The 24,732-nt window shown below is 65.3% G+C and carries 28 protein-coding genes; 14 read left to right on the forward strand and 14 right to left on the reverse strand.

Annotation, left to right across the window (positions count from 1 at the left end; translation table 11 throughout):
* Positions 1 to 2,775 (forward strand): cadherin-like domain-containing protein (locus G572_RS22985; protein WP_037546214.1); only part of this gene is annotated, 2,775 nt, incomplete at its 5' end.
* A gap of 33 nt (positions 2,776 to 2,808) precedes the next feature.
* On the opposite strand, the gene G572_RS22990 is transcribed toward G572_RS22985, so the two are convergent.
* The 3 genes from G572_RS22990 to G572_RS0107455 all read right to left on the reverse strand — a co-directional run bounded on the left by G572_RS22990 (position 2,809) and on the right by G572_RS0107455 (position 5,302).
* Entirely contained in the window at positions 2,809 to 4,176 is a 1,368-nt protein-coding gene (locus tag G572_RS22990; protein ID WP_051241961.1) for a TolC family outer membrane protein, read from the reverse strand.
* Positions 4,177 to 4,274: 98 nt separating this feature from the next.
* The gene (locus G572_RS0107450) at positions 4,275 to 4,727 is read right to left on the reverse strand and encodes a host attachment family protein (protein WP_029057928.1); all 453 of its coding nucleotides are present in this window, start codon (positions 4,725 to 4,727) and stop codon (positions 4,275 to 4,277) included.
* 128 nt (positions 4,728 to 4,855) lie between these two features.
* Positions 4,856 to 5,302 (reverse strand): low molecular weight protein-tyrosine-phosphatase, encoded by a 447-nt coding sequence (locus G572_RS0107455; RefSeq protein ID WP_029057929.1) that lies wholly within the window; start codon positions 5,300 to 5,302, stop codon positions 4,856 to 4,858.
* Positions 5,303 to 5,447: 145 nt separating this feature from the next.
* On the opposite strand from G572_RS0107455, the gene G572_RS0107460 reads away from it, so the two are divergent.
* Complete coding sequence (locus G572_RS0107460; RefSeq protein WP_281168761.1) at positions 5,448 to 5,750, forward strand: 4a-hydroxytetrahydrobiopterin dehydratase; 303 nt, start codon at positions 5,448 to 5,450, stop codon at positions 5,748 to 5,750.
* 41 nt (positions 5,751 to 5,791) lie between these two features.
* On the opposite strand, the gene G572_RS0107465 is transcribed toward G572_RS0107460, so the two are convergent.
* A complete protein-coding gene (locus G572_RS0107465; RefSeq protein ID WP_245566176.1) occupies positions 5,792 to 6,034 on the reverse strand; it encodes a sulfurtransferase TusA family protein in 243 nt (80 codons plus the stop codon).
* Between the two features lie 144 nt (positions 6,035 to 6,178).
* On the opposite strand from G572_RS0107465, the gene G572_RS0107470 reads away from it, so the two are divergent.
* The 5 genes from G572_RS0107470 to G572_RS22995 all read left to right on the forward strand — a co-directional run bounded on the left by G572_RS0107470 (position 6,179) and on the right by G572_RS22995 (position 9,973).
* Positions 6,179 to 6,730: a DUF924 family protein gene (locus G572_RS0107470; protein ID WP_029057932.1), complete on the forward strand. Its 552-nt coding sequence runs from the start codon at positions 6,179 to 6,181 to the stop codon at positions 6,728 to 6,730.
* A 367-nt stretch (positions 6,731 to 7,097) separates the two neighbouring features.
* Positions 7,098 to 7,436 (forward strand): P-II family nitrogen regulator, encoded by a 339-nt coding sequence (locus tag G572_RS0107475; RefSeq protein WP_029057933.1) that lies wholly within the window; start codon positions 7,098 to 7,100, stop codon positions 7,434 to 7,436.
* Between the two features lie 24 nt (positions 7,437 to 7,460).
* Positions 7,461 to 8,786, forward strand: a complete 1,326-nt coding sequence (locus tag G572_RS0107480; RefSeq protein ID WP_051241968.1) for an ammonium transporter — start codon at positions 7,461 to 7,463, stop codon at positions 8,784 to 8,786.
* Between the two features lie 243 nt (positions 8,787 to 9,029).
* A complete protein-coding gene (locus G572_RS0107485) occupies positions 9,030 to 9,458 on the forward strand; it encodes a hypothetical protein (protein WP_029057935.1) in 429 nt (142 codons plus the stop codon).
* 179 nt (positions 9,459 to 9,637) lie between these two features.
* Positions 9,638 to 9,973: a hypothetical protein gene (locus tag G572_RS22995; RefSeq protein ID WP_051241970.1), complete on the forward strand. Its 336-nt coding sequence runs from the start codon at positions 9,638 to 9,640 to the stop codon at positions 9,971 to 9,973.
* 93 nt (positions 9,974 to 10,066) lie between these two features.
* On the opposite strand, the gene ggt is transcribed toward G572_RS22995, so the two are convergent.
* On the reverse strand, positions 10,067 to 11,659 hold the full coding sequence (gene ggt / locus G572_RS0107495; protein WP_029057936.1) for a gamma-glutamyltransferase: 1,593 nt from the start codon (positions 11,657 to 11,659) through the stop codon (positions 10,067 to 10,069).
* A 264-nt stretch (positions 11,660 to 11,923) separates the two neighbouring features.
* Between ggt and G572_RS0107500 the strand changes: the two genes are divergently transcribed.
* The gene (locus G572_RS0107500) at positions 11,924 to 12,358 is read left to right on the forward strand and encodes a GlcG/HbpS family heme-binding protein (RefSeq protein WP_029057937.1); all 435 of its coding nucleotides are present in this window, start codon (positions 11,924 to 11,926) and stop codon (positions 12,356 to 12,358) included.
* 34 nt (positions 12,359 to 12,392) lie between these two features.
* Here the strand turns inward: G572_RS0107500 and phaR are convergent, their stop codons facing one another.
* Complete coding sequence (gene phaR, locus G572_RS0107505) at positions 12,393 to 12,989, reverse strand: polyhydroxyalkanoate synthesis repressor PhaR (RefSeq protein WP_029057938.1); 597 nt, start codon at positions 12,987 to 12,989, stop codon at positions 12,393 to 12,395.
* Between the two features lie 386 nt (positions 12,990 to 13,375).
* Between phaR and G572_RS0107510 the strand changes: the two genes are divergently transcribed.
* Complete coding sequence (locus G572_RS0107510; protein ID WP_029057939.1) at positions 13,376 to 14,557, forward strand: acetyl-CoA C-acetyltransferase; 1,182 nt, start codon at positions 13,376 to 13,378, stop codon at positions 14,555 to 14,557.
* A 242-nt stretch (positions 14,558 to 14,799) separates the two neighbouring features.
* On the forward strand, positions 14,800 to 15,528 hold the full coding sequence (phbB, locus tag G572_RS0107515) for an acetoacetyl-CoA reductase (RefSeq protein WP_029057940.1): 729 nt from the start codon (positions 14,800 to 14,802) through the stop codon (positions 15,526 to 15,528).
* Positions 15,529 to 15,699: 171 nt separating this feature from the next.
* On the opposite strand, the gene rpmF is transcribed toward phbB, so the two are convergent.
* The 3 genes from rpmF to G572_RS0107530 all read right to left on the reverse strand — a co-directional run bounded on the left by rpmF (position 15,700) and on the right by G572_RS0107530 (position 17,703).
* The gene (gene rpmF, locus G572_RS0107520; RefSeq protein WP_029057941.1) at positions 15,700 to 15,885 is read right to left on the reverse strand and encodes a 50S ribosomal protein L32; all 186 of its coding nucleotides are present in this window, start codon (positions 15,883 to 15,885) and stop codon (positions 15,700 to 15,702) included.
* 148 nt (positions 15,886 to 16,033) lie between these two features.
* A complete protein-coding gene (mtgA, locus tag G572_RS23000) occupies positions 16,034 to 16,777 on the reverse strand; it encodes a monofunctional biosynthetic peptidoglycan transglycosylase (protein ID WP_051241971.1) in 744 nt (247 codons plus the stop codon).
* The gene (locus G572_RS0107530) at positions 16,774 to 17,703 is read right to left on the reverse strand and encodes a hydrogen peroxide-inducible genes activator (protein WP_029057942.1); all 930 of its coding nucleotides are present in this window, start codon (positions 17,701 to 17,703) and stop codon (positions 16,774 to 16,776) included. Before G572_RS0107530 ends, mtgA begins: the two co-directional genes overlap by 4 nt.
* A 248-nt stretch (positions 17,704 to 17,951) precedes the next feature.
* Between G572_RS0107530 and G572_RS0107535 the strand changes: the two genes are divergently transcribed.
* From G572_RS0107535 to G572_RS0107550, 4 genes are all read left to right on the forward strand, one after another.
* Entirely contained in the window at positions 17,952 to 18,503 is a 552-nt protein-coding gene (locus G572_RS0107535) for a peroxiredoxin (RefSeq protein WP_029057943.1), read from the forward strand.
* 71 nt (positions 18,504 to 18,574) lie between these two features.
* Entirely contained in the window at positions 18,575 to 19,102 is a 528-nt protein-coding gene (ahpD, locus tag G572_RS0107540) for an alkylhydroperoxidase, AhpD family (RefSeq protein WP_029057944.1), read from the forward strand.
* Between the two features lie 112 nt (positions 19,103 to 19,214).
* The gene (locus G572_RS0107545) at positions 19,215 to 20,120 is read left to right on the forward strand and encodes a polyprenyl synthetase family protein (RefSeq protein WP_029057945.1); all 906 of its coding nucleotides are present in this window, start codon (positions 19,215 to 19,217) and stop codon (positions 20,118 to 20,120) included.
* A 19-nt stretch (positions 20,121 to 20,139) separates the two neighbouring features.
* Positions 20,140 to 20,817 (forward strand): AraC family transcriptional regulator, encoded by a 678-nt coding sequence (locus G572_RS0107550; RefSeq protein WP_029057946.1) that lies wholly within the window; start codon positions 20,140 to 20,142, stop codon positions 20,815 to 20,817.
* Here G572_RS0107550 and G572_RS0107555 read toward each other — a convergent pair.
* The 5 genes from G572_RS0107555 to gloB all read right to left on the reverse strand — a co-directional run bounded on the left by G572_RS0107555 (position 20,766) and on the right by gloB (position 24,587).
* A complete protein-coding gene (locus G572_RS0107555) occupies positions 20,766 to 21,164 on the reverse strand; it encodes a VOC family protein (protein WP_029057947.1) in 399 nt (132 codons plus the stop codon). The two genes, G572_RS0107550 and G572_RS0107555, sit on opposite strands and share 52 nt — an antisense overlap.
* Before the next feature lie 84 nt (positions 21,165 to 21,248).
* On the reverse strand, positions 21,249 to 21,920 hold the full coding sequence (locus G572_RS0107560; protein ID WP_156884509.1) for a hypothetical protein: 672 nt from the start codon (positions 21,918 to 21,920) through the stop codon (positions 21,249 to 21,251).
* A 29-nt stretch (positions 21,921 to 21,949) separates the two neighbouring features.
* Positions 21,950 to 23,170: an argininosuccinate synthase gene (locus G572_RS0107565; protein ID WP_029057949.1), complete on the reverse strand. Its 1,221-nt coding sequence runs from the start codon at positions 23,168 to 23,170 to the stop codon at positions 21,950 to 21,952.
* Positions 23,171 to 23,301: 131 nt separating this feature from the next.
* Positions 23,302 to 23,748 carry a cupin domain-containing protein gene (locus tag G572_RS0107570; protein ID WP_029057950.1) on the reverse strand — a complete coding sequence of 149 codons (447 nt, stop codon included), beginning with the start codon at positions 23,746 to 23,748 and terminating at the stop codon, positions 23,302 to 23,304.
* A 47-nt stretch (positions 23,749 to 23,795) separates the two neighbouring features.
* On the reverse strand, positions 23,796 to 24,587 hold the full coding sequence (gloB, locus tag G572_RS0107575) for a hydroxyacylglutathione hydrolase (RefSeq protein ID WP_029057951.1): 792 nt from the start codon (positions 24,585 to 24,587) through the stop codon (positions 23,796 to 23,798).
* Between the last annotated feature and the right edge of the window lie 145 nt (positions 24,588 to 24,732).

A 24,732-nucleotide genomic window follows, 5' to 3' on the forward strand; every position in this document is an offset into this window, starting at 1 on the left:
GTCGGCATCGTCGCGAATGCCACGGATTCCGATGCGACCGACAGCGTCTCCTATTCCGTCGACGACGCCCGCTTCACCGTCGATCCCGACGGCACCGTGCGCATCGCAGACGGCGCAAGCTTCGACGCGGAGACGGAGGGCAGCATCGACGTCACCGTCACGGCGACCTCCACCGATGGCAGCACGTCCAGCGAGACCTTTGCGGTCGACGTCACCGACGTGAACGAGAGCGCCGTCTCACCGGTCACCGACACGGACGCCAGCGCCAACACCCTGGCCGAGGATGCTTCCACCGGCACAACGGTCGGCATCGTGGCCAACGCCACTGACGCAGATGAGTCCGACAGCGTCAGCTACGCCGTTGACGACACCCGCTTCACCGTCGACCCCGACGGCACCGTGCGCGTCGCAGACGGCGCAAGCTTCGATGCGGAGACGGAATCCAGCATCGACGTCACAGTCACCGCAACATCCACCGACGGCAGCACCTCGTCGGAAACCTTCGCGGTCGATGTGACGAATGTCATCGATGAAACGCCGACCGACATCGTCATGAGTGGTGGAACGGTCGATGAAAACAGCGCTTCGGGCACGGTGGTCGCGACGCTCTCGACCGTGGATGCCGATGCCGGCGACAGCCACAGCTATGCCTTCACCAACGAACCGTCCGGATTCTTCGAAATCGTCGGGAACGAAATCCGGGTAAAAGCCGGAGCGAACCTGGATCACGAGACTGCGGACCGACACACCGTAACCGTGCAAGTAACCGATTCCGCCGGGAACACCCACTCGGAGGATCTGGACCTCGCGGTCAACGACGTGAACGAGGGGCCAAGCGCGGGGCTGGTCACTCTCGGCGCGGTCGCGGAAGACGGCAGCCTGACGATCACCGCCGCCCAACTGCTCGCCAACAGTTCCGATGTCGACGGCGACAGCCTGACCGTTTCCAGTGTCGCGGTGGATCCCGCTTATGGCACACTTGCAGACAATGGCGACGGCACCTGGACCTTCACCCCGACGAGCGACTACGCGGCGAACTATGTACCGTTGAGCTTCGCCGTGACGGATGGAGAATACAATGCGGGATCATGGGCCCTGGTCGATGTGACCGCGGTTGCCGATGCCCCCGCGGTCGCGGTCGGCTCCACGACAAAAAATGCCTTCAGTACCGACTTCGAGAGCGGTGCCGCCAGCCAGTTCGTCTCGACCTACGAGGGCTGGAACTCGGATGGCGCAATCGAGGTGCGCGATGGGCTCGAGAGCTCGTCGAGCCCGGCTTCGACAACGCATATCGAACTGAACATGGACCCGGACAATCAGCCCAGCGGCGACGACGACGACGACTCTCCACCGGCGTTTCCCGACGCGCCGAACATCTATCGCACAGTGGAAACGGAGGCGAACGGCACCTACGAGCTGACCTTCGACTACGCGGGCCGGCCAGGTTTTGACGCATCGGTAAACCGCATCGAGATCCTGTGGGACGGCGAGGTGATTGCCACGCTCTCCGCCGACGGAACCGCCAGCTCGGAGCCGGTGTGGCAGAGCTATACGGTCACGCTGCCCGGCGACGGCGACCCGACACGCATCGAGTTCCGCGAGGCCGGCGTCGACGTCAGCCGCGGTCGCGGCATGTTCCTCGACAACATCCAGATCGCCGAGACACTTGAGGACGCGGCGCGCGGCGCGGCGAACACGGCAATCGATCTCCCGGACCTCTCCGGCAGTCTCTTCGACACCGACGGCTCGGAGGCGCTGTCGCTCGCCCTTTCCGGCTTGCCGAACGGCACCGTCATTTCCGACGGCAGCAACACGTTCACGGCGACGAGCGATAACGCGAGCGCCAACGTGACCGGCTGGAACCTTGCCAGTCTGCGCGCGACCCCGCCATCCGACTACACCGGAACCATGCACCTAACCGTCTCCGCCACGGCGACAGAGGCGCTCAACGGCGACACCGCGACCACGCATACCGCGCTCAGGGTGCATGTCGACGGAGGGGACGGCCAGACCCTGACAGGAACGAGCGGCTCCGACACCATGGCAGGCACGGCCTATGACGACGTCATCGACAGCGGAATGGCCAGAGATACCGTCTCGGCCGGCGCCGGCGACGACATCATTCATTACAATGTGCGCTACAACGACGGCGGCAATCTCGTCGACGGGGGCGACGGCACGGACCTGGTGGATTTCTCAAGCTCTTCGCCCGGGGGATACACGACGAACTACGGCATCGGCATCGATCTCGCCACGGGCGCGGTCATCGATATCGGCAACTACAACGCCAACGGAAACTACAGCTTCAGCTATGGTGTGAAATCCAGCGTCTCGAACGTCGAGGACGTGCGCGGCTCGGCCTTCAACGACCTGCTGAAGGGCGATGCCGGCGGGAACACACTCTACGGCAATGCCGGCGACGACTTCCTCAGCGGCCGCGCGGGCAACGACGTGCTGGCGGGCGGCGGCGGCGACGACGCACTTTACGGCGGCGACGGCGCGGACCTGTTCATCTATGCGGCCGGCGACGGAAGCGACACGCTCGCCGGCGGCGCAGGAGGTGGCTGGACCGATATTCTCGACCTCGGCGATGGCGCCTCCGTGCAGCTCGGCGACTACGGGACCGACTGGACGGTGACGATCACGCAAGGAAACATCCTGACCGACGACAGCGCCAACGGTCATCTGGATCTCTCGCAGGATGCGGCGGGCTACATCGACATGCAGGACGGCAGCCGCATCGACTTCCAGGAGATCGAACAGATCCAGTGGTGACGACCGCGACAGCAGCGCCTTGGCTACGGCCGGTCAGTCGCGCTTGTCCAGCCTGAGCGACCAGCTTTCCATCGTCGGAACGAGGCGCGCCGGCACGGCGACGACCTTTGCCGGAACGCCGAAGCGCTCGGGCGACAAGCGGCCGAGTGTCGCCAGCAGAAAGAGTTCCGCCACAGCGCGGTCGAAACGGGCGTTCTCGTAGACCGTCCGGCTGTCGACCAGTTCGCGCTGTCCGTTGAGAACATCAAGCAGCGTGCGTTCCCCACCGCGATATTCCATCTTCAGACCCCGCACCGCGCGTTCGTTCGCGGAAATCGCCTGCCTTGCGGCTTCCGCCCGCCGGCGGGAGGTTTCCATCTGCTTCTGCGCGGCGATCACGCTTTCGCGCACCTGAAGACGTGTGTCGTCGACCTCGTATTCGCGCTGCGCGGCCGTTTCCTTGGCCTGGCGCACGCTGGCGATGTTGCTGCCGCCGGTGAAGATCGGAACATTGACCCGCACACCGACCTGAAAATCCTCGACCGATCGCGTTGCCAGACTGTCTCTGTATTCGTTGAGGTAAGACGCGCTGGCCGTGACCCTGGGCAGCATGTCGCCGACGCGGGCCCTTGCCGCGAACCGCGAGGCCCGTGCTTCGGAGACTTTCGAGCGCACCGTCGGATTGCCCCGCATGGCGATGTCGATCGCCGCCCCCAGCGACGCGGGAAGCAGGTCGGCCGGCAGGGCCGGCCATGCCAGCTTGCCCGGCTCCCGGCCGACCAGCCGCTGATAGGCGGCATCGCTTGCCGCAAGCTGGCCGAGCGCCTGTTCCAGATCGGCCTGCGCCTCATTGTAACGAGCGGAGGCCTGATCGACATCGGTGCGCGAGGCGTCGCCGAGTTCGACACGGCGCTTCGCCGACCTGCGTTCCTCGCCCACGAGTGCAAGATAGCTCTTTCGATGGGCGACGTTGTTCCGGTCCCTGAGGACGGCGAGAAAGGTCCGGCCGGTTCCAAACAGGAGGTCCTGTTCCGCGCCCAGCAGCCGCTCCTGCCCCGCCGCACTTTCCTCATGCGCCTGATTCAGACGGTTCACGCCGGCAAATCCCTGAAACAGGGTCTGTTCCGCCGTGATCTCCAGATTGTGCTCGAAGCGATCGTTGTCCGTCGCGTTCAGGTGGTCGCGGTAATCGCGCCGCTCCACCCCATAACTGCCCGACACGCGCGGCAGGAAGGCACTGCGCGCCTGCCACACCCCCTGATTCGTCGCGCGCTGCCGCGCGCGCTCGGCCTTCAGCGCAGGGCTTTGCCGATACGCCTCGCGCATGGCGTCGCGCAGTGTTTCCGCCTGCGCGGCGGGGCCGAACAGGCAGACTGCCAGCGCGACGCAAATGGCGCGCGAGGGGATGATCCAAACGGACATGCGTCGGTCCTCATTGTCAAAGAGGACTCAACCCCAAACGTGGTTAAGGACGGCTTAACCCTGCGGCACCGCAGCACGATCCGGGCGGTCTTCGCCGGTCAGTCCTTGGTCGCGAGGATCCGCTCGATCTGGTCGGGCGGATGGCCGGTCAGCGTCTTGTCGACTTCGGCCACCACCCGGCTTGCGACCTCCTTGTGAAACGCCTTGCGCAAGTCGCCCAGCGTCATCGGCGGCGCGACGACCACCAGTTTCGAGAAGCGCCCGGCATGGGCCGCCTTGTAGAGAGCCTCGGCCACCTCCTTGGCAAAACGATGCTTTTCGAGTGTATGCCAGTCGGTGTCCTCCATGGCACTGCGGTGGGCGCCGGGCCCGTCGGCGCGTCGACCGGGACTGTCCGTCCCCTGTTCGGACGTGGCGGGATTCTCGTGCTCCAGGACCCGAAGAACCTCGAAATTCGGATAGTCGGCATCGCCTTCATTGCGGAAAAAGAGAGCCTTTTCACCGTCGCCGACAAGAATCCAGCTTTCGTGTTCGATGCGCAAGCCGCTCATCTTCGACCTCCTTGTTTGGCACTTCGCCGTTTCGCGATCGAAACGTCTGTCGGATCCGCGCAGGGGTGAGTCGCCTCCGGGTGACATCAACGCCTCGTCCATTTCACATAGGAACGAAAGCCCCGGACTTAAACGCCCTGCGTGACCTCCGGGAGCAGACGGTCGCAGCCCGCATCGAGCATCTCGAACACACGCTGGAAGCCGTCGGGTCCGCCGAAATAGGGATCGGGCACATCGACATCCAGGAACCGGCGCAGGACGCCGCCGCCGTTAACGCGCATCGGCTTGAGGTTCGCGAGATTGTCGCCGTCCATCGCCAGCACGAGATCGAAGCGCTGAAAATCCGCAGCCGTCACCTGCCGCGCCCTGAGGCGGGTGAGATCGATGCCGTTGCGCCGCGCGATCGCAATCGACCGGGGATCGGGCGCCTTGCCGACATGCCAGCTCCCGGTCCCGGCCGAATCGACCCCGATCCGCCCGTCGGCCCCCATGGATACGAGTTTTGCCCGCAGGATGCCCTCCGCCAGCGGAGACCGGCAGATATTGCCAAGACAGACGAACAAAACGGAGGTCATGCAGCTCTCCCCAGGACGCACCGGCCTATCGGCGGATGGCGAATAAAGATCCCCACGGCAGGGGGTGTTTTCACGGAACGCACATCCTAGGTGAAGGGGGAAGGCATTCAAGCGCCTGGAATTCGCGCGGGCCTCGACACAGGAGATCTTGCATATGGCATCCCGTCTTGACGACAGCGAACGCTCCGCAGCCCTGGCCGACCTTGACGGCTGGGCCCCGGCCGCGGACCGCGACGCAATCGAGAAGACCTTCACCTTCCGCGATTTCAACGAAGCCTTCGGCTTCATGACGCGATCCGCGCTGGTCGCGGAAAAGCTGAACCACCATCCAGAATGGTTCAACGTCTACAAGACGGTAAAGGTGACCCTGACCACCCATGACGCGGGCGGCCTCAGCCAGCTCGACGTGAAGATGGCAAAGGCGATGGACGCGATCGCCGCGACCTAGGTGTCAAAGCGCACATGCAAAACGCCAACGGGCTCCCGGACTCAGCCCGGCTCGCCGCCGCGCTCCAGCACGAAGACATGCGTTTCGCCGGCCTGCTCGCGCGACACGAGACGATGGCCCGCCTCGTTGCAGAAATGCGGAATGTCGATCACCGACATCGGGTCGGTCGCCTCGATCCGCACCCGCGTGCCGGCAGGCAGCCGGGCAAGCGCCTTGCGCGCCTTGAGCACCGGCAGCGGGCATTTCAGCCCCTTCAGATCGAGCTCGGTCAGCGGTTCGGTCACTGGGGTCGTCCCTGTCCAATGGATTGTCGGTATGACCATCGGTGCGAAGCCGGTCGTCGTGTTGCCGGCCCCCGCCTGCCTGGGGTTCCACGCCCGTTCCGGCGATGCGATAGTCGCATGACGCAACCCGAGGATAGGCCTGAAATGACGCGCGACAAGATCGATCCCTTCGAAATCCTGGATTTCTGGTGGAAAGCCGGGCCGAAAAAATGGTTTGCCAGCGATGCGGCCTTCGACGACGAAATCCGCCAGCGGTTCGAGCCGGCCGTGACGGCGGCGGGACTCGGCGCCCTGGACGACTGGGCCGGCACCCCGCACGGCGCTTTGGCGCTGCTTCTGCTTCTCGACCAGTTCCCGCGCAACCTTTACCGCAACGACGCCAGGGCCTATTCGAGTGATGCTCGCGCGCTCGCCATCGCAGAACGGGCGCTCGACGCGGGCTTTGACCGCGCCTACCCGGGAATGGCACGCAGCTTCTTCTATCTTCCGTTCGAACATGCCGAGGACATGGCCGCGCAGGAGCGCAGCGTCGACCTGTTCCGCCGCCTCGGCGACGACACCACCTATCTCTATGCCTTGGTGCATATGGACGTCATTCGCCGCTTCGGACGGTTTCCCCATCGCAACGCCGCGCTCGGACGCGACACGACCGCAGCGGAATCCGCCTATCTCGCCGACGGCGGGTTCGGCGCCTGATTTCCAGGCACACGCTATTTTAGCTTATTTTTTATGCAGACCCGCGAGGCGAGTCTGCATATTTTTTGACCATGCGCCAGCCGGTGGCAACACGGCCGAAGCACGGGTTACGCAAAGTGGTTCGGCTTTTTATTAGCCTTTGATTTTCCTCGATAAATTCTGAATCAACACCTGGCAAGCCCGCCGCTTTTTTGCACTGCAATACGAGTTGGCACGCTCCTTGATACCTGAGGTTTGGCGTTGGTCGGCGCCGGCTCCCATGCGCATCGCGCATTCACCGGACGACGCGCCGCCGACAACCGCCCCCGGCAAGCGCCAGCCGCTTCCGACGGGCAGGGGCAAGCAGGGAAAGGAACGGGAAGCGAGCATGAAAATCGTGATGGCCATCATCAAGCCGTTCAAGCTCGACGAGGTGCGCGACGCCCTCACGAGCATCGGCGTTCAGGGACTGACAGTCACGGAAGTCAAGGGGTACGGACGCCAGAAGGGGCACACGGAAATCTACCGTGGCACCGAATACGCCGTCAGCTTCCTTCCGAAACTGAAGATCGAGGTCGCCGTGGCCTCCGACCTTGCCGACAAGGTGGTCGATGCGATTGCCGGTGCCGCCAAGACCGGACAGATCGGCGACGGCAAGATCTTCGTCTACGCGCTCGACCAGGTTCAGCGCATCCGCACCGGCGAAGCCGACGCCGCCGCGCTTTGATCCATTCGAGCAGGGGATAATCCGATGAACAACCGTATCAAGTCCGCCGGTCTCGCCATTGTCGCGACGCTCGCGGCGAGCGGTCCGGCGCTCGCGCAGGACACGCCGCAGTTTTCGCTGTCGGGCGAGACCGCCTATATCTTCAACACGCTGCTCTTCCTGATCGGCGGGTTCCTCGTCATGTGGATGGCTGCAGGCTTTGCCATGCTGGAAGCCGGCATGGTGCGCAGCAAGAACGTCTCCATGCAGTGCCTGAAAAACATCACGCTCTATTCCATCGCGGGGCTGATGTTCTGGATCACCGGCTACAACCTGATGTACACCGGCGTCGACGGCGGCTTCATGGGATCGCTCGGGCCCTACAGCATCGACCCCGTCGGCGGCAATGCGCTCGACACCGGCTATTCGACCGCCTCCGACTGGTTCTTCCAGATGGTGTTCTGCGCCACAACGGCCTCCATCGTCTCCGGCACGCTCGCCGAGCGCATCAAGCTGTGGCCCTTCCTGATCTTCACGATCGTGCTGACCGGCTTCATCTATCCGATCGGCGGCTCTTGGGAGTGGGGCGCGGGCTGGCTTGACGGCATGGGCTTCTCCGACTTCGCCGGCTCCACGCTGGTGCACTCGGTCGGCGGCTGGGCCGCTCTTGCCGGCGCGCTGGTTCTCGGGGCACGCGCCGGGAAATACGGCGCGGACGGCCAGGTCCATCCCATGCCCGGCTCCTCCATGCCGCTCGCCACGCTCGGCACTTTCATCCTGTGGCTCGGCTGGTTCGGCTTCAACGGCGCCTCGCAGCTTGCCATGGGCACCATCGCCGACGCCACCGACGTGTCGCGGATCTTCGTCAACACCAACATGGCCGCCGCTGCCGGCGTCGTCGTCGCGGTGATCCTGATGCAGATCATGTACAAGAAGGTCGACGTGACGATGGCGCTGAACGGCGCGCTCGCCGGTCTCGTCTCGATCACCGCGGAGCCGCTGGCCCCCAGCGTCTTCCAGTCGATCATCATCGGCGGCATCGGCGGCGTCATCGTGGTCTTCACCGTGCCGCTCCTCGACAAGCTGAAGATCGACGACGTGGTCGGCGCGATCCCGGTTCACCTGATCGCCGGCATCTGGGGCACGATGATCGTGCCGCTGTCCAACTCCGACGCGAGCTTCTATGTCCAGGGCGTGGGCGTTGTCGCCTTCGGTGTCTTCACCTTCGGCGTCAGCCTGGTGGTGTGGCTCATCCTGAAATCGACCATCGGCGTGCGTGTGACCCCGGAAGAAGAGGCGCTCGGCCTCGACAAGACGGAAGTCGGCGTCGAAGCCTATCCGGAGTTCGGCCAGGGCAGCCAGCGGGTCTGATCCGGCCTTGCCTCTCCCGTGACGGCCGATCCCGCATCGGCCGCACCTTGAAACCCGGAGCCCAGGCTCCGGGTTTTTTTGTGTCCCCGGGCGAGGGGAAGCAGCCCTTGCGGCCACGCCGGGAAGACAGCATCATCGCGCCACGGATGAAACGCACGCGAATCGATGCCCGCGCCACGCACGCATGTTTTCTCCGCCGACGATGCCCTTCGCCCACAGCTGCTCCCGGAAAGGATCCCGGCCATGCCGTTCATCGTGTCGATACCGCTGACCCTGGCGCCGCTGCTGGTCTACAACCTGCTCGCGTTTTCGCTTCTGGGAGATGTGGGCGGAGATCCGTGGCTCGGACCGGTGCTCACCGTCGAACTGGTCTCCGGCGCCCGCTTCACGCTGGTCATCGGCGACCTGATGATCCTGTCCGGCCTCGTCCTGCTGTTCATAGAACTCCTGAAGGCAACCCGCACGGGCGTCGTCGCACTGACCGACCACATTCTGTCGACGCTGGTCTTCGTCGCCTATCTGGTGGAATTTCTCACCGTCCGCGAGGCGGCGACCTCCGTGTTCTTCATCCTGATCTGCATCTCGCTTGTGGACGTAATCGCCGGCTTCAGCATCACCATCACCGGCGCGCGCCGCGATTTCGGTGTCTCGCGCGGCGACGACTACCACTGAACGCACGCACCGACCGTTCGCCCGCAACAGAAAAAACGGCGGAAATCCGGGGACAACCGGCGCGATTCGCGCGCGCATCGCGAAATAGTTAACAAGAGGTTATCGCCTGGCACGGCATTTGCGCTAAATTACCCGGTAACAACGCCAATGTCTCAAATTGGCACGCCCGGGAGGCGACAATGCGGATTGAACCAGCCAACCGTGTCACAGCGGGATCGACGACGAGACGGACGAGGGCAGCGAATGCCGGCGCGACGACCGATTCACGCGCGGCATCGGGCTCCGGAACCCTGGTCGCCATCGAACCGGTGGTCGAAACCCGGGAGACGGGATATTCGCGGCTGCATCGCACCAATGCCGCCTTTCTTGCGCAGCTGATCGCAACGCGGGACAACATGCCGCAAACCCGTGCACGCCGTCGCGCGGCTCCGGCGCAGGCGGTCGACGCCTATCGCGCAACCGAGCGCCAGCCGCGCCACATGGACGCCGGCCGCGTGCTTTCCGTCAGCCGTTGAGCCCTGTCATCAGGCCTTAGGCGCTCAGCGCGAATGAAAAGGCGGCAGGATCTCCCGCCGCCTTCCATCCGGTCCGGAACCTGATCGCGCCCCTCAGTACCCCAGCGCCATGCCGTCCTTGCGCGGATCGGACCCGCCGACCAGCGTGCCATTGTCACGGTCGATAAGGATCGCCTGCGCGCCGCCGATCGGCCCCGGGGCCTCGACGATCTCGTGCCCGAGCCCGCGCAGGACCGACAAGGTTTCCGCCGGAACGCTTCGCTCCGCCTGCAGCACATGGGTCGTTTCGTCGAAGAACATGCGCGGCGCGTCGATGGCCTCCTGCGGGTCCATGCCGAAGTCGACCATGTTGGTCAGCACATGCGCGTGTCCGCAGGGCTGGTAGCCCCCGCCCATCACGCCGAACGACAGATGCGGCTTGCCGTCCTTGAACGCCATGGCCGGAATGATCGTATGCAGCGGACGCTTGCCGCCGTCGATGCAGTTCGGGTGGCCCGGTTCAAGCCGGAAACAGGCGCCCCGGTTCTGCAAGAGCACGCCGCTCTTCGGCGCGCAGATGCCGGAGCCGAAATCCTTGTAGACCGAATTGATCAGCGACACGGCCATGCCGGCATCATCGACAACGGAGAGATAGATCGTGTCCGAGGAGGGCCCGAGCAGCGCCGGCGGAATGTCGGGAATACGCGAGGACGGCGTGATCCGCGCGGCGAGCTTGTCGAGATAGGCCGGCGTGAGGAAGGCATCCGGCCCATAGGCCATGTGATCGGGATCGGCGAGGAAGAGGTCGCGCACGGAATAAGCGAGCCGGCCGGCCTCCATCTCCAGATGGAAGCGTTCCGGCCCTGACGGATCGAGGCCAGCGAGGTCGAAGCGCTCCAGGATGCCCAGCATGACAAGGGCGATGAAGCCCTGACCGTTGGGCGGAAGCTCGGCCACGTCGATGCCGCGGTAATTGCGCACCACCGGCGTCATGTCGAGCGTCTCCATACCCGCCAGGTCGTCCATCGTCATCAGTCCGCCCTTGGCGGCCAGCGTATCGACGATATCCTGGGCGACCTCGCCTTCGTAGAAAGCTTTGGCCCCTGTATCGGCAATCGCCTGCAGCGTGCGGGCAAGTGCCCGGTGACGCATCACCTGCCCGACCTTCGGGATCGCACCGTCGATCAGGTATTCGTCGGCCGCACCGGCATCGGCGGAGAGTTTTTCCAGATTGCGCGCCCAGTCGTGGGCCACGCGCGGCGTCACCGGATACCCGTCGCGCGCGCAGCCGATCGCCCGTTTCAGGACGTCGCCGAGGCTGCGGGTCCCGTGACGCGCCAGCAGCACCTCCCAGGCGCGGACCGCTCCCGGCACGGTGACCGCATGCGGGCTGTTGAAATCGATCTGCGTGACGCCCAGTTCGGCAAGCTTGTCCGGCGTTGCCGCCGCCGGCGCCGGGCCCGAGCCGTTCAGACCGTGCACGCTGCCATCGGGATTGGCGACGATCGCGAAACAATCTCCGCCGATGCCCGTCATCTGCGGCTCGACGACGGCCTGGACGGCGGCGGCCGCCACCGCGGCGTCGACGGCATTGCCGCCCGCCTGCAAAACCTCAATGGCGGCCGACGTCGACAGCGGATGCGAGGTCGCCGCCATCGCGGTCGTCGCATAGGCCGCAGAACGGCCCGGATGATGGAAATCGCGCATGGTGTGCATCCTCTTGTTGCCTGGGCACCGGGTGCTTGTGCCGCGGAAGCGTGTCGCGGGCACCGCAACGCCTGTCATCCGGCCTCGTCGCGGAGGGGAGGGTGCAACATCCCGCTTCCCGTGGTCGGATGACACGCCCGCCGGCGCGCCCCATTGTTTCGAAATCGGAATGGGTCTTTGTCGATTTTCTCCATTGGAACACAACAGAGACCCTGATAGCCGTTTCCCGACCCTACACCGATGTCATTGCGGAGATTTTTGCAAATGAGCAAACTCACTCTTTCCGTAGCGGAGAAAATTATCAAGGCGGCTTTTGCCAAGGGCGCCGACCTCGACCTGAAGCCGCTGACCGTCGCGGTTCTCGATGCGGGCGGGCATGTCATCGCGCTGATGCGCCAGGACGGATCGTCCATCATGCGGCCGCAGATCGCCACCGGCAAAGCCTATGGTGCGATCGCGGTGGGAGCGGGGTCGCGCTGGCTGGACGCCAATGCCCAGACCCGCCCGCATTTCGTGCAAGCCCTCAATGGCGCGGCCGGCGGCGGCATCGTACCGGTGCCGGGCGGCGTGCTCGTACGTGACGGGGACGGGGGCGCGATCCTCGGGGCCGTCGGCATCACCGGCGACACCTCGGACAACGACGAGGCCTGCGCCATTGCCGGAATCCAGGCGGCCGGCCTCCAGGCCGACGGCGGCTGAGCGTCAGCGGCTGCCGCGAGACGGCGGCCGCCCCTCACTCCTTGTCGCTTGCCAGTTCGTCGATCTTCTTCTGCATGGCGTCGAGCTGTTTCTTCAGCGCGTCGAAGTCCTCGACCCCGCCGGCGCGTGCTGCGCTCCCGGCCTCGCCGTTCTGCGCCGGTCCGCCCTCGCCGTCCTTTTCCTGCCCGAAAGGCAGGAACATCTTCATGGCACGGTCGAAGACCTCTGCATTGCGCTTGACCTGATCCTCGATCGCATCGAAGGCGGTCGCGCCAAAGGCGCTGGACATCTGTTCGCGCAGCCGGTCCTGCTCCTTGGTCAGCGAGGTCATCGAAAAATCGAGATAGCTCGGAACCACATTCTGCATGCTGTCGCCGTAAAAGCGGATCAGCTGCCGCAGGAACGTGATCGGCAGAAGATTCTGTCCCTTGTTCTCCTGCTCGAAAATGATCTGCGTGAGAACGGACCGGGTGATGTCGTCGCCTGATTTCGCATCGAAAACGACAAAATCCTCTTCATCCTTCACCATGATCGCCAGGTCTTCGAGCGTGACATAGGTGCTCGTCCCCGTATTGTAGAGACGGCGGTTTGCATACTTCTTGATGATCGTCGGATCGCTCGTTTTTGCCATATCGTGTATCGGATCCCGGCTTCGGGCGTCGCCTCTCTGCAGGTGATCGGATCGGGCCAGACCAGACCGGAGAGAGGTGCAACGCGGCATTCCTCCCGGCTCCACGCAGCCGAACCGGCCGCATGCGCCACTCTTTCGTTTCCAGCACGATAAGCCAATCCCCCCCATCGGCACCACCGTTTTGTCGGCATGATTGCAAAACGCGTGGTTGTGCCCGCCACCCCGACGAAAGCACGAGCCGCGCGGCCTGCAAAACGCGCGTGCATACGTGGAGTGCCGGTTGACTATGGCAGGTCGAGCGTCTCTAGTTTGGGGAACGCGCACGCACAAAACCATTGAGGGGACAAGCGTGCACCCCGGGAGGTCCGGAGTTTCGGAGAACATACATGAGCGCACCCACCGACGTCGTTATTGTCAGCGCAACGCGCACCCCCGTCGGTTCCTTCAACGGAGCCTTTGCAAACACCCCGGCTCATGAGCTCGGCGCGACCGCGATCAAATCCGCCCTCGAGCGCGCCTCCGTGGACGCCGCGGATGTGGACGAAGTTGTCTTCGGTCAGGTCCTCACCGCCGGCACCGGCCAGAACCCGGCGCGCCAGGCCGCCATCCAGGCGGGCATTCCCGAAAGCGCGACCGCCTGGGTCCTCAACCAGGTATGCGGCTCGGGCCTGCGCACCGTCGCCATCGGCATGCAGCAGATCCTGGCCGGAGACGCCTCGATCATCGTCGCGGGCGGACAGGAAAACATGTCGCTTTCGCCGCATTGCGCGCATATGCGCTCCGGCTACAAGATGGGCGACTTCAAGCTTATCGACACGATGATCAAGGATGGCCTCTGGGACGCCTTCAACGGCTACCATATGGGCCAGACGGCGGAAAACGTCGCCGAGAAGTGGCAGATTTCCCGCGACCAGCAGGACGAATTCGCCGTCGCCTCGCAAAACAAGGCAGAAGCCGCGCAGAAGGCCGGGCGCTTCGCCGACGAGATCACGCCGGTGACCGTGAAGGAACGCAAGGGCGAAAAGATCGTCGACCAGGACGAATACATTCGCCATGGCGCCAGCCTCGACGGCATGGCCAAACTGCGCCCCGCCTTCACCAAGGATGGCAGTGTGACCGCCGGCAACGCCTCCGGCATCAACGACGGCGCCGCGGCCATCGTCGTGATGAGTGCTGCCGAAGCCTCGCGCCGCGGCCTGACGCCGCTGGCGCGCATCGCCTCCTGGGCGACCGCCGGCGTCGATCCGGCCGTCATGGGGTCGGGCCCGATCCCCGCCTCGCGCAAGGCGCTGGAAAAGGCCGGCTGGAAGGCGGAAGATCTCGACCTGGTGGAAGCCAACGAGGCCTTCGCCGCCCAGGCCTGCGCCGTGAACAAAGACATGGGCTGGAACCCGGACATCGTGAACGTCAACGGCGGCGCGATCGCCATCGGCCATCCGATCGGCGCCTCCGGCGCCCGCGTCCTCGTCACGCTGCTTCACGAGATGGCACGGCGCGACGCCAAGAAGGGTCTTGCGACCCTGTGTATCGGCGGCGGCATGGGCGTGGCGCTCTGCGTCGAACGCTGAGGCGCGGCATTGTCGGGCCACTAGACTTTCGGCTCAGTCACGACGCGCGAACCCTTTCGTGCGTCGTGACTCACACGCTTGATTTCAAATGTGAATTTCAATCGCGCACCACCATGGGCGGATGGCCGCCTGAAACGCCGATTGATGAGGATCAAGGCGGGCGCCTCAACGTATCGCCATCAAACCGCTGACGAAAAAAGATCGTTTGCGGCTATTTCGAACCGCCAAAGGGGAGGACGTTCATGAGCAATGTGGCAATCGTGACAGGGGGAACGCGGGGCATCGGCGCCGCGATCTCGAAGGGGCTGAAGGACGCCGGCTACACCGTGGCCGCCACTTACGCCGGCAACACGGAAAAGGCCGAAGCCTTCAAGGCGGAGACCGGCATTCACGTCTACAAGTGGGATGTGGCCGATCCGCAGGCCTGCCATGACGGCGTCGCCCAGGTTGTCTCCGACCTCGGTGCGGTCGAGGTGCTCGTCAACAACGCCGGCATCACCCGCGACGGCTGGTTCCACAAGATGGACTACGAGCAGTGGTCCGCGGTGATCCGCACCAACCTGGATTCCATGTTCACGATGACGCGTCCGGTCATTGACGGCATGCGTGAGCGCGGCCATGGCCGTATCATCAACATCTCCTCGATCAACGGCCAGAAGGGTCAGCTCGGACAGACCAACTACTCCGCGGCCAAGGCCGGCGTGATCGGCTTCACCAAGGCGCTGGCCGCAGAAACCGCTCGCAAGGGCGTCACGGTCAATGCGATCTGCCCGGGCTACATCGACACCGACATGGTCGCAGCCGTGCCGGAGAAGGTGCTGGAAGGCATCATCGGCAACATCCCGGTCGGCCGTCTCGGCAAGGCGGAGGAAATCGCCGGAGCCGTCGTCTATCTCGCCTCGACACAGGCCGCCTTCATGACCGGCGCGGTCATCACGATGAACGGCGGTCAGTACTACGCGAATGGCTGAGACCGCCGACAACAGGACGTGAAACGCAAAAAGGGCTTCCGGAGCGATCCGGTAGCCCTTTTTCGTGTCGCATGACACGTCGACGCAGCGCCTCACATGTCGCGAAAGACAACGCAAAAAAGCCGGCGCGAACACGCCGGCTCTTTAACGCTTCAAAGCGTTCCGCTTTGATCAGGCGTCGGTCTTCGGCGCCAGGATCTGACGTCCCCGGTACATGCCGGTCTTGAGATCGACATGATGCGGGCGGCGCAATTCGCCCGAATCCTTGTCCTCGACATAGGTCGGCTGCGCCAGGGCGTCCGCGGAGCGCCGTGCGCCGCGCTTCATGCGCGATGTTTTTCTCTTCGGAACGGCCATTCTTGTTCTCTCCGTCGTGCAATATCCAGCGAACCCGGACCGGGTCAGCCCGGGGCGTGGGTCCACACGGTGTGCAGGAATGGCGGGCTTATACAGAACCTTTGGACATTTTGCCAGCCCGAAAGGGACTTTTTTTGATGATTCCGCATCACTGCGACGCCGCAAATCCGGGCAGGCAGCCGAGATGCGGAGCAATATCGGCCGCGCGCGCCCGGTTCACCCGCGCCAGCCGCGCATGCCCGGGGCCGGGGCTTGCCGGATTGCGCGCAAGCGGCGCCGGCAGTGCGGTGGCAAGCCGCGCTGCCTCGCGGCGTCCGAGGGCCAGCGCCGTCTTGCCGTACCAGGCCTGGGCGGCGGCCTCCGCGCCGAAGATCCCCTCGCCCCATTCCGCGACGTTGAGGTAGATCTCGAGAATGCGCTTCTTGCTGAGCATTGCGTCGATCAGAAGCGCCAGCGGCAATTCCAGCGCCTTGCGCACATAGCTTCGATCCGTCCACAGGAAGAGGTTTTTCGCGACCTGCATCGTGATCGTCGAGGCGCCGCGCACATCCTCGCCCTCACCGAGCGCCTCGATCTGGCTGCCGAGCGCCTCCCAGTCGATACCGCCGTGTTCGCAGAACTTCGCATCCTCCGAAGCGACAACGGAGCGGATCAAATGCGGCGAAATCGCCTCCAGCGGCACATAGGTCCGGTCGACCCAGAGGAAGCGCACATAACGGTCGAGCATCAAGGTGCTCACCGGCGGCACCACCGCATAGACAACGATCAACACCGGCGGCAGCAGAAGCACGACGACCAGTCCCCGCAGCATCCAGCGCCGGATCCGACGCCAGAGCGAACGCCGCTTGCCGCGCACCGGCTCATTGTTCTCCGGACCGCGATCCCGCCTCATGCCGCGACCTCGGCCGCAGCTTCGCGACAGGCGGCCAGATAGCCGCGCAGGAAGGCCGCAAGGGCCCTTGCGTCGGCGGCATGCACGGACCGCCGGCGCCAGACGACGCCGAGCTGGCGCGTTGCCTCGGTCCCGGCAAGCGGCACGATGGCAAGCTGCGTGCCGCGAGCGATCCCTGCATCGGCCGCGATCTGCGGCACGAGCGTGATCCCGAGGCCATTGTCGACCATCTGCACCAGTGTCGTCATCGAGGAGGCGCGAATGTCGTCCGCCTCGCTCGGCGCGGCGCCGGCAAGGGCCCGCAACACATGCTCGCGCAGACAATGCCCGTCCTCCAGCAGAAGCAACGGCTCGTCGCGCAGACGCAAGAGATCGACCGGTTGCGCGAGCGCGGCCAGCGCATGATCCCCGGGAAGGGCAAGCAGGAGACGGTCGTCACCGATCATCTCGCTGTCGCAGTCGCCCACATTCTGGGGAAAGGCAATCAGGACCGCGTCGAGACGCCCCTCGCGCAGGGTCTCCATCAGCGGCGCCGTGAGATCCTCGCGCAAGTGCAGGCGCAACTCCGGATGCGCCTTGCGCAGGCCCGGCAGCGCACGCGGCAACAGGAAGGGCGCAATGGAGGGGATCACGCCGAGACGCAGCCGCCCCGAAAGCGGCTGATGCGCGATCCGCGCATGGCCGACGAGATCCTCGGCATCGCGCAGGATCGAGATCGAGCGATCGAGCACGCTCTGACCGGCCTGCGTCAACGCCAGCGTGCGGCCGGAGCGGTCGATCAGATCCGCCCCCAGGCAGGCTTCGAATTGCCGAATCCCGGCCGACAGCGTCGATTGCGTGACATGACAGGCCGCGGCCGCCCGGACGAAGGTGCGCTGCTCCGCGAGTGCGACAAAATACTGCATCTGACGAAGCGTCGGGAGCATCGATCCATCCGGTTGGGCACCCGCCGGCGGACACACTGGCCGGACGGAAAGGCGATTTCAAAACTGACGTCAGGTCATGAAACGAAAACGAAAATTCCGATTGGCGAGATCGTTTTTATCGGTTTGACCGAACGGCGGTAGTTTGCATAACCGGTCTCACTGCACCGCACAACACGCGGTGTCCCCCTCCTTTCCACCTCGCCGCGCGTCCATCGCGAGTGCGCGGCATTTCCCATCAGGAGACACAGATGATCGGCATTGGCGACACCCTTCCCGAGTTCGAGATCGTCGGCGTGAAGCCCGGCTTCAACCATCACGAGGAAAACGGCGAAAGCGCATTTGAAACGCTGACCGAGAACAGCTTCGAAGGCAAGTGGAAGGTCATCTTCTTCTACCCGAAGGACTTCACCTTCGTCTGCCCCACCGAGATCGCCGAATTCGCCCGTCTCGCGGGTGACTTCGAGGACCGCGACTGCGTCGTGCTCGGCGGCTCCAGCGACAACGAATTCTGCAAGCTTGCATGGCGTCGCGATCATCCGGATCTCGACAAGCTCGCGATCTGGTCCTTTGCCGACACCAACGGCTCGCTCATCGACGGCCTTGGCGTGCGGTCGCCGGACGGCGTTGCCTATCGCTACACCTTCATCGTCGACAACGAGAACACCGTCCAGCACATCTATGCGACCAACCTGAATGTCGGCCGCAATCCGAAGGACACGCTGCGCGTTCTCGACGCCCTTCAGACGGACGAGCTGTGCCCGTGCAACCGCGAGGTCGGCGGCGACACGCTGGCCGCCTGAGTTCGGAAAAACACCTGCCGGGGCGGCTCTTGTGCCCGCCCCGGCCTTTCTTCCGCCAAGGAGCGAACAGCATGTCGATCGATGCCCTGAAGACCGCGGTGCCGGACTTCGCCAAGGACACGCGCCTGAACCTGTCGTCGCTGGCCAGCGACGAGACCTTCACCGACCAGCAGAAATACGGCCTGATGGTCGCCTGCGGCATCGCCAGCCGCAATCCGACGGTGCGCAAGGAACTGCTGGACGAGGCAGCAAAGCATCTTGCGCCGGAAGCGCTTGCCGCGGCCAAGGCGGCGGCGACCATCATGGCGCAGAACAATATCTACTATCGCTTCGTGCATCTGGCCTCGAACGCGCAATACAAGACCATGCCGGCCAAGCTGCGCATGAACGTCATCGGCAAGCCCGGCGTCGAAAAGGCCGACTTCGAGCTGTGGTCGCTGGCCGTCTCCGCGATCAACGGCTGCGGCATGTGCATCGACGCGCATGAGGACGTCCTGCGCAAGGCCGGGATGTCGAGCGAGCAGATCCAGACGGCCATCCGCTATGCGGCGATCATCCAGTCTGCGGCTGTGGCGCTGGAGGCGAACCTCGCGGCGTGACGCCGCCGCAGTTGACCTTTTCGCGGTTTCACGACACTGAGGAGCCGCGATACGAACGCGGGCGGCGCGGCGCAACGATGCGCCGTTCGCGACCCGACACGCGGAGGCCCTCTTGACCGTCGATCCCGCAAGCCGCCTGGCCGACAGCGCCACGCGCGTCGAAGCCGCCCTGGAGCAGGCGCTGGACGCCGCGCCCCTCGACGGCGAAACCGCCCGCCCCGCGCGGCTGACGGCCGCCATGCGCCACGCCTGTCTGGGCGGCGGCAAGCGGCTGCGGCCGGGCTTGATGGTCGCGGCCGGCCGCCTGTTCGGCCGCGACGACGACGGGCTGGTGCTGGCGGGCGCCGCGCTAGAATGCATCCACTGCTATTCGCTCGTCCACGACGACCTTCCGGCCATGGACGACGACGACATGCGCCGGGGCCGGCCGACGGTGCACAAGGCCTTCGACGAGGCCACCGCCATTCTCGCCGGCGACGCGCTGCTGACGCTCGCCTTCGATCTCATCTGCGATGAACGGGTGCATGCCTCCGCCGACTTGCGTCTGACAGCGAGCCGCGAACTCGCCCGCGCCGCCGGCCTCGGCGGCATGGCCGGCGGGCAGATGCTGGATCTCGCCGCCGAACACCGCCCGACATCCGAGAACGACGTTCGCCGCTTGCAAGCGATGAAGACCGGCGCGCTGATCCGTTATGCCGCGCGCACCGGCGCACGGCTCGCCGGCGCCGACGCGAACGGTATCGCCGCGCTGACGCGGTTCGGCGAAATTCTCGGACTGGCGTTCCAGCTCGCCGACGACCTGCTCGATGTAGAAGGCGACAGCGCGGCGCTTGGCAAGGCCGCCGGCAAGGACGCGGACGCTGGAAAGGCGACGCTGGTCGCGCTCAAGGGCGTGGACTGGACACGGGCGGAACTCGACCGCCAGATCGCGCAGGCGGAAATCCTGCTGGCGCCCTTCGGCGCCAGCGCCGATGAGCTGTCGGCGCTTGCCCGTTTCGTCGCCAATCGCGACCGCTGAACCGGCACGCAGGTCCGGCATGTCGCCCCTCCTCGACGTCTGGCATCACACCGTCGACCGCCCGGCCCGCGATCTGGTGCTCCCGGACGGCTGCCGCGACCTGATCATGGTCGAGGTTCCGGGGGCAAGGCCTTCCGGCTTCGTCAGCGAGTTGCACACCGCGCCCGTTCTGGCCACGAACTTCGCTCCCGGCACACGACTGACCGGCTATCGCCTCGTGCCGGGCACATGGATCGACACCGTCCGGCTGCTCGCGCGCGTTGCGGAGACACGGGAGGATCTCCTGCGCCCGGAAATGCTGATCGAGGAGCATTGCGCCCGCGCGCCTTCCATCGTTGAAGCCTTCGCCGCAATCGAGGCGCGGCCGGAGGCAACGCCGGCGCAACTTGCGCGCCGGCTGGCCGTCGCCCCGCGCACGTTGCAGCGGCTGTTTCGCGACAACGCCCTGACCGTGCCAGGCTTCTGGCTGGGGCTTGCCCGGGCACGGCGCGCCGCGCTGCAGCTCGGCGACGACACGCCTCTTGCCGACATCGCCGCAGCTGCGGGTTATGCCGACCAGGCGCATATGACCCGGGCGTTCCGTCGCTGGTTCGGAACGACGCCGGCGCGGCTCAGGACCGATACGCGCCGCCTCGTCCTGCTCGCTCAGTCGGGGCTGGCGGTTCCGCCGACCGGAGAACAGATCTCCACCAGATAGCCATCGAGATCCGAGACATAGGCCGTCGTCTGGCCCCACTCCTCCTCGCGCAGCTCCTGCAGCACCGACGCCCCGGCCGCACGCGCGCGCTCAAGCGTGCCCGCGACGTCGTCGGTCTCAAGGGCAATCTCGAAGACTGGCCTCTTCGGCTCGGCGCGCGCCGGATCCTTGCCAAGCTGCGTCATCAGCGCGCGGGACGAGAAGGCGAGCTTCGTCTCGCCGGTGACAAGCTCGCCGTAGTCCCCGCCTTCGTGCAGGAAGCCGGTCGCCAGACCGAAGGCGCTTTCATAGAAGGAAAGCGCGCGGGCGACATCCTCGACATAGAGGATCGTGTAGCGAAATTTCATGGTCGGTTCTCCTTGAAGCCAATGCTGGCGCCCGCTTAGCCCGCAGGCGGACGTGGGTCTTGAAGATTTGCGACAGGCAACGCCTCAGACTGCTCCCGCCAAGAAACTGCGCATGTGAAACGCCCCCTCTCGCGGCCCTTGCGCGAAGGCGCTGCCCACCGGACAGACGTGGCGCGCGCGGCATCCGCTATGGCAGGCCGCATCCGGCGTCGCCTCGAGATGGGCCAGGCAGCGCGGCACGTCATAACCGGCCGGTCCAAGCGCTCCGGCGGGACAGGCTTTGATGCAGGGCCGCGCGACACAGGAGGGACACGGCCCCTCATCCGGGACATCCCTCGTATCCACGACGGTCTCAAGCGACAGGAAGGCCGCCCGCAGCGCCAGCCACGGCCCGAAGGTCTCATGGGCGAGCAGCCCCATTGGCGAGGACGAAAACCCGCCCACGCGCAGCGCCCAGCGCTGGAACGGATGATATGGCGGCCCGTCGAACACGAAGACCGGCGCAAGGCCCGCCGCCCCGGCAATCGGCGTCAGAACCCGGCGCGTGTAGCGGTCGAGCGGATCGGGCGCGCCGTCACGGGCTTCGGGGCTTTTGTCGAAAAGGGAAAAAAGCTCGCTCGACAGACTGCCGACAAGCATCAGGCCGGCCGTCGGAACGCCGTGGGGGAGTTCCGGCACGCCATCTTCGGCCCGCGGCGCGAAACCGCCAACGAGCCGGAACCCGGCGCGGGCGAGGGCGGCGCCGATTTCGGCCATCCGCCCGTCCTCCCGCGCCGGGGCCGTCATTACTTCGACCGGTCGCGCTTGGCGAGCGTGCGCAGGCGCAGGGCGTTCAGCCGGATGAAGCCGGCGGCGTCCTTCTGGTCGTAGGCGCCGTGGTCGTCCTCGAAGGTGACCAGCTCTTCCGAGTAGAGCGAATAGGGCGACTGACGGCCGACCACGATCACATTGCCCTTGTAGAGCTTGAGGCGAACCTCGCCGGCGACCTTTTCCTGGCTCTTGTCGATCAGCGCCTGCAGCATGTCGCGCTCGGGCGAGAACCAGAAGCCGTTGTAGACCAGTTCCGCGTAGCGCGGCATCAGCTCGTCCTTGAGGTGCGCGGCACCCCGGTCGAGCGTGATCGATTCCATCGCGCGATGGGCCTCGAGCAGGATGGTGCCGCCCGGCGTCTCGTAGACGCCGCGCGACTTCATGCCGACGAAGCGGTTCTCGACAAGATCGAGCCGACCGATGCCGTTGTCACGGCCATAGTCGTTGAGCTTGGCAAACAGCGTCGCCGGGGACATCGCCTTGCCGTTCAGGGAGACCGCGTCGCCCTTCTCGAAGCCGATGGTGATCTCGGTGGCGACGTCCGGCGCATCCATCGGCGAGACGGTGCGCTGGTGCACATATTCCGGTGCCTCTTCCCACGGATCCTCGAGCACTTTGCCCTCGGAAGAAGAGTGCAGCATGTTGGCGTCGACCGAGAACGGGGCTTCGCCGCGCTTGTCCTTCGGCACCGGAATCTGATGCTTCTCGGCGAAGTCGATCAGGTCGGTGCGCGACTTGAAGGTCCAGTCGCGCCAGGGGGCGATCACCTTGATGTCGGGATCGAGCGCATAGGCGGCCAGTTCGAAGCGGACCTGGTCGTTGCCCTTGCCGGTCGCGCCATGGGCAATTGCATCGGCCCCGGTCTCATGCGCGATCTCGATCAGCCGCTTGGAGATCAGCGGACGCGCGATCGACGTGCCGAGCAGGTAGACGCCCTCATAGACCGCGTTGGCGCGGAACATCGGGAAGACGAAATCGCGGATGAATTCCTCGCGCAGGTCGTCGATGTGGATCTCCCTGATCCCCATCAGTTCGGCCTTCTTGCGCGCCGGCTCCAGCTCCTCGCCCTGGCCGAGATCGGCGGTGAAGGTCACCACCTCGCAGCCGTATTCGGTCTGAAGCCATTTCAGGATGATCGAGGTGTCGAGACCGCCCGAATAGGCGAGCACCACCTTCTTGATATCTTTGTGTGCCATGAGATCCATTGTCCAGTCGAAGAAGTGCCGGAGGCGTTACGCATCCGGCGGAAAGCCGCCGCGCACTCTAACGGCCCGCGTGCGCAACGCAAGACGGGAAACCCCCGACCCGGAGGCGCGGCGACCGTGTCTCACCCGCGCGGCACCGGCCGCCAGTCCTTGGGCGCCATCTCGAAGCCGGAGAACTCAAAGCCGGGGGCCACGGTACATCCGACAAGCGTCCAGCGCCCGAGGCTCTCCGCCGTCTGCCAGGCGCCGACGGGCACCACGCCCTGCGGGCGCTGGTTCGCAGCCAGGTCGACACCAAGATGGAGCGCGCGCGCATCGTGCCCGTTTTCCGAAATCGTCAGCGCCAGCGGCCCACCCGCATGCCAGTGCCAGATCTCCACCGCATCCACCCGGTGCCAGGCGGAAATCTCGCCGGCCTCCAGCAGATAGTAGATCGCGGTCGAACGCGCCCGCCCGGCCGCATCCGTCGCCGGATCGCGGTAGGTCTCGCGGTAGTGGCCGCCTTCGGGGTGCGGCGCGAGGTCGAGAATGCGGATAATGTCCCGGGCGGAGAGCGAGGGGTCGAGCATCGAAAATCCTTGGTCTTGAGACGGTCCAATGGAGACCGCCTGCCGCGTCAGAAACTGTCCTTGCGCCGGCGGATCTCGGCGAAAACCTCCGCGTCGCTTGCGTCCATCATGCCGAGCGCCTTGCGGATGCCGGGATCGTCCGCGCGCAGGAAGGGGTTGGTGGCAAGCTCGTCTTCCATGGTGGTCGGCAGCGTCGGCTGGTTGCGCTCCCGCAGGCCTTCCACGGTCTTCGCGCGCTTTGCCAGCGCTGCATTGTCCGGGTCGACGGTCACCGCGAAACGCGCGTTCGCCAATGTGTATTCATGGCCGCAATAGATCCGCGTGTCCCCCGGCAACAGCCGCGCCAGCTTCTCCATCGAGGCCCACATCATCGCCATGTCGCCTTCGAACACCCGACCGCAGCCAAGCGCGAACAGCGTATCGCCGGTATGGGCGAAATGCGCATCCGGCGCCCACCAGGAAATCTGGTCGAGCGTATGGCCCGGGGTTCCCAGCGCCTGAAACGCAACGCCACCGGCGGTGATCGTGTCGCCGTCCGCGACGACGGCATCCATCTCCGCGATCTTGTCGCGCGACAGCGCGGGGCCGGTCACACGCGCACCCGTCGCCGCCTTGAGTGCGCCCAGCCCCTGCACGTGGTCCCAGTGATGGTGGGTGACCAGAATATCGGTCAGCGTCCAGCCCGTGCGCTCCAGCTCCGCCAGATACGGTTCGGCGTCGGGCACGTCGAAGGCGATGGTTCCGCCTGTCCCGGGCATGTGGACCAACACGCCGAAATTGTCGTCGAGACAGGGAAACTGCCGGATTTCGACCTGTTTCGTCGCTTCGCTCATCGCCATGCTCTCCTGTCGTTTCGCTTCACTCAACCCGCGCCCGAAGCGCGGACCGCAGCGACCGCCGCAGGACCACGCGACGGGCGCGCCCACCCTGCCCCGACCAAGCTCTGGGGACAAGAGGTCGACGCGGGCGAGCTGCGGCATTCGA

Source organism: Stappia stellulata DSM 5886 (assembly GCF_000423705.1).
Taxonomy (GTDB): Bacteria; Pseudomonadota; Alphaproteobacteria; order Rhizobiales; family Stappiaceae; genus Stappia; species Stappia stellulata.